4 protein-coding genes and 1 pseudogene are annotated in these 4,250 nt (G+C 72.8%); all 5 read right to left on the bottom strand.

The features are described 5' to 3' along the window. Window positions 1-758: pseudogene (locus H5J33_RS25490) on the bottom strand (FUSC family protein); the annotation flags it as partial. Between the two features lie 96 nt (window positions 759-854). Next, on the bottom strand, window positions 855-1,064 hold the full coding sequence (locus H5J33_RS25495) for a DUF4287 domain-containing protein (protein ID WP_181797215.1): 210 nt from the start codon (window positions 1,062-1,064) through the stop codon (window positions 855-857). A 95-nt stretch (window positions 1,065-1,159) separates the two neighbouring features. Further along, on the bottom strand, window positions 1,160-2,536 hold the full coding sequence (locus H5J33_RS25500) for an NAD(P)/FAD-dependent oxidoreductase (protein ID WP_181797212.1): 1,377 nt from the start codon (window positions 2,534-2,536) through the stop codon (window positions 1,160-1,162). A 210-nt stretch (window positions 2,537-2,746) separates the two neighbouring features. After that, window positions 2,747-3,181 carry an ATP-binding protein gene (locus H5J33_RS25505; RefSeq protein WP_181797213.1) on the bottom strand — a complete coding sequence of 145 codons (435 nt, stop codon included), beginning with the start codon at window positions 3,179-3,181 and terminating at the stop codon, window positions 2,747-2,749. A gap of 144 nt (window positions 3,182-3,325) precedes the next feature. After that, the coding region (locus H5J33_RS25510; protein ID WP_181797214.1) for a long-chain fatty acid--CoA ligase at window positions 3,326-4,250 on the bottom strand (925 nt) is incomplete at its 5' end.

Raw genomic sequence — 4,250 nt, forward strand, 5'->3', positions numbered from 1 at the left:
CGGACGTCGGCCGCGCCCAGCCGGCCGATCTCGCCGTAGGAGGACACCCGGCGCTGGAGCAGCCGGGCCACCGCCGGGTCGGAGGTGCCGTCCTCCAGCCGGCCCTGGATCATCAGCGCCGTCTCGTGCAGCCGGGCGGTGCGGGTGCGCAGCTCCTCCAGCACCTTCTCGACCTCCTCCGGTCCGGCGTCCGGCAGCTTCGCCTGGCTGGCGATCAGCTGGGCGAGCCGGGCGCGGAAGGCCCGTCGCAGCCGGTCCAGGGTGCCCGCGGGGGTCTGCGGCAGCAGCACGAACCGGGCGGTGGCGCTGCACGCGAACGCCACGCCGACGACGCCGTACAGCGCGGGCAGCGCACCCGGCGTGGCGCGCACGAACAGCGACAGGAAGTAGATCTGGAACCCGATCAGCCCGAGCGCCGTGCCGCGGTCGCCGAACCGGCGGCCGTAGACGGCGCCGAAGATCAGGGCGACGAAGAACAGGTCACCGGCGACGACGTGCTGGTTGAGCAGCGCACCCAGCGACAGCGAGGCCAGCGCCACCGGCAGACCGAGCGCGAGCGTGCCGGCCTGCCGGGCGGGCTGCTTCTCCCGGATGGCGAAGGTGGCCACCATCGCGGCCATGGCCCCGGCGACCAGATGGGTCACCGGGACGCCGGTACCGGCCAGGACGGCGAGCGTGAGGGCGATGGCGGTGACCGTGCGCAGTCCCGCCGTCAGCCGGAGCAGCCCGGGGTCCGACGCCGCGAGCCGGTCCCACATCCGTACCCGTCCCGACCGTCCCCGAGCCCTCACCTGGTCGCGCTCTCTCCCGTACCGCACATCGATCCGCGACCCAGCATCGCACGCGCGCCCGGACTACCTGCCCTCGGCCAGGGTGGCGGCCACCAGCGCGTTCGCGTGCCCGTGGCCGAGCCCGTGCGCCGACTTCAGCCAGCCGACCAGCTCCATGTGCCGGGTCAGCGGCGAGGACCGGATCAGCTCCTGCCACTCGCCGACCGGGCGGCCGTACTTCTTCTCGATCGAGGGGAAGTAACCGGCCGGGCCCTTGACGGTCTTCTCGGTCATGGTGGTGCGTCCCTCCGTGTGGTGTTCCGTGATCACCGGGTAGGACGGCCGGTCCGGGGCGGACTCATCGGCGGTCACCGGTGATCACGGTCACATCAGGACGGTCCGACGGCCGCGCCCTCCACCCGGGCCCGCACCTGTTCCGGTGTCAGATAGGCGTCGGTGAACTCGAAGTCCTTCAGCCGGGCGGGCTTGCGGGCCTGGAAGCCGGTGCGCACGAAGTCGTCGCCCGCGACCGCGTTCAGCAGCCAGTTGGTCATCACCCGGGTCTTGGCGACGTTGGTGCGCAGCGCCGACCAGTGGTAGCCGCGGGCCACCGCCTGGGCGGGCACCCCGCGCAGCTCCACACCGAGCGGCTTGGACACCGCGTCCTTGCCGCCGAGGTCGACGACCAGGCCCAGGTCCTTGTGCTCGTAGGGCCGCATCGACTGTCCGCGCAGCGTCGCGATGACGTTGTCGGCGACCACCTTGCCCTGCCGCATGGCGTGCTGCGCGGTGGGCGGGCAGACCGCGCCCTCCTCGCCCTTGGCCAGGTCCGGCACGGCCGCGGAGTCGCCGAGTGCGAACACCCCGTCGTGGCCCGGCAGGCACATTTCCGGGGTCACCGCCAGCCGCCCCTTGACCGTCTCCGCGCCGAGCGTGGCGATCAGCGGGCTGGCCACCACCCCGGCCGTCCAGATCAGGGTGTGCGTCGGCACCACCCGGCCGTCCGTGAAGGTGACCTCCTCGGCGCCGGCCTTCTCGATCGACACCCCCAGCGAGACCTCGATACCGCGCCGCCCGAGGATCGCCTGCGCGCTGCGGCCCAGCTTCTCGCCCAGCTCGGGCATCAGCTTGGGCGCGATGTCGATCAGGTGCCAGCGGATCAGGCCAGGGTCCAGGCGCGGGTAGCGCTGCACCGCGGCGTGGGTGAGGCGCTGCAGGCAGGCCGCGGTCTCCGTGCCCGCGTAGCCGCCGCCGACCACCACGAACTGCAGCCGCGCGGCCCGTTCGGCCGGGTCGTCGCTGGCGTCCGCCAGATCCAGCTGGGAGATGACGTGGTCGCGGATGTAGGCGGCCTCGGCGAGCGTCTTCATCCCGAAGGCGTGCTCGGTCAGGCCCGGGATGTCGAAGGTGCGGGTCACACTGCCCGGGGCCAGCACGATGTAGTCGTAGGGCTCGTTGACGATCTTGTCGGTGATGGTGCGCACGACGCACACCTTGGATTTCAGGTCCACCCCGATCGCACCGCCCGGGATGATCCGCGTGCGGTACTTCTTGCTGCGGCGCAGCGACAGGGCGATCGACTGCGGCGTGAGCACGCCGGAGGCGACCTGGGGCAGCAGAGGCAGGTACAGCTGGTAGGAGAACGGCGTCACCAGTGTGACGTCGGCTTCGTCGGGGGCGAGTTTCCGCTCCAGGCGGCGGACGCACTCGACTCCGGCGAAGCCTGCGCCCACCACCAGGATCCTGGGTCGTGTCACGGTGTTCATCCCTTTCTGCGGCTCCGGGCGGTACGGCTCGACGCTGTTCGCATGCCCTGGATCGCCGTGCGTCAACTCCGATCCCACCGCGCCCGCGGTCACCCCGCCAGCCGGGTGCGGCAGGCAGACGAACGCTCGGGGGCGACCTTGCCCCCACCGCACGGTGGAGTAACCGGTGAGCGCCCGCCTACACGTCGTACGGCCGCCGCGTCCTCGGTGTCACCAGGGCAGGAACGCGTGGATGTCCTTGCCGCTGTCGTGCACGACGACGCTGACCTGGCTGCACAGCGTGTGCACCAGATGCCAGCCGATCCCGCCGCCACCGGTGCGCGGATGGAAGGGCCGCGGCTCCGGGCGCTCCGGGTTGGTGTCCCGCATCGTCACGTGCACGCCGTCGAAGGTGCGGCGCATCCTCAGGTCGAACGGGCCGGGCGCGTACTGGATCGCGTTCGCGGCCAGTTCGGTCACCACCAGCAGGATGTCGTCCCAGTACTCCTGGGCGCCCGGCGGCGCCTGACGGGCGAGGGCGCGCAGGAACTCCTCCGCGGCGAGCCGCGCCCCCGTGACGTTGCGCAGCTCACCCGGAAAGGAGAACGTACGCTCGTACCTCTCTTCCGATGGTGGTGTGTCGTCCCAACGCGGCTCCGTCGCCATCTCGCTTCCCCGGCCCCGACCGGCCCCGCCGGTCCCGGGCGGTCGTCGTCAACTGATCTCTTCGCTGCGCTGCGGGTTCCCCCTGCCGCGCGGACTATCCGTCTGCCCTCCCCGTCCCACGGTTCCCCCGGGGGCGCCACCTCCTCAGCGGAACACGTCGTCCGGCTCGTCCCACTCGGCCGGCTCCCGCACCGCCGGCCGCGGCCGGGCCGCGTACATCGCCTCGATCTCGGCGGCGTAGTGCCGTACCACGGCGTCCCGGCGCGGCTTCAGGGACGGCGTGAGCAACCCGCCGACCGCCGCGAACGGTTCCGGTAGGACACGGTAGACCCGGATGGACTCCGCGCGGGACACCGCACTGTTGGCGGAGGCCACCGCCCGCGCGATCTCCTCCCGCAGCGCGTTCTCCTCCCGGGCCTCCCGGGCCCGGGCGTCCCCGGGCAGCGCGAGCGCGGTCCGCCAGTGCGCGAGGAAGTCCGGGTCCAGGGTGATCAGGGCGCCGACACAGGGCCGGCCGTCGCCGATCACCATCGCCTCGTGCACCAGCGGATGCGCGCGCAGCCGCTCCTCCAGCAGGGCCGGCGCCACGGTCTTGCCCCCGCTGGTGACGATGACGTCCTTCTTGCGCCCGGTGATCGTCAGATAGCCGTCGGCGTCCAGCCGGCCGAGGTCCCCGGTGGCCAGCCAGCCGTCGCGCAGCACCGCCCGGGTCGCCTGCTCGTCGCCGGTGTAGCCCTGGAACACCGACGGCCCGCGGACCAGGATCTCCCCGTCGCCGGCCACCCGGATCCCGGTGCCCGGCAGCGCGGTTCCCACCGTCCCGGACTTCTCCCGGCCCAGCGGCTGCATGGTGATCGCGCCGGAGGTCTCGGTGAGTCCGTAACCGTCGTGCACGAACACGCCGATGCCCTCGTAGAACAGGCCCAGTTCGCGGCCGAGCGGGGAGCCGCCGGAGGCGCCGCGCACCACCCGGCCGCCGAGCGCCGCCCGCAGCCCCCGGTACACCGTCCGCTCGTACAGGGCGTGTTGCAGCCTCAGCTCCAGCCCGGGACCAGGCCCCGCGCCGAGC

It is taken from the genome of Streptomyces sp. WELS2 (genome assembly GCF_013870595.1).
GTDB lineage: Bacteria > Actinomycetota > Actinomycetes > Streptomycetales > Streptomycetaceae > Streptomyces.

Bases quoted from the DNA above. Each gene is read 5' to 3' on its own strand.
- H5J33_RS25505 (WP_181797213.1), bottom strand. From the start codon at position 3,181: ATGGCGACGGAGCCGCGTTGGGACGACACACCACCATCGGAAGAGAGG.
- H5J33_RS25495 (WP_181797215.1), bottom strand. From the start codon at position 1,064: ATGACCGAGAAGACCGTCAAGGGCCCGGCCGGTTACTTCCCCTCGATC.
- H5J33_RS25500 (WP_181797212.1), bottom strand. From the start codon at position 2,536: ATGAACACCGTGACACGACCCAGGATCCTGGTGGTGGGCGCAGGCTTC.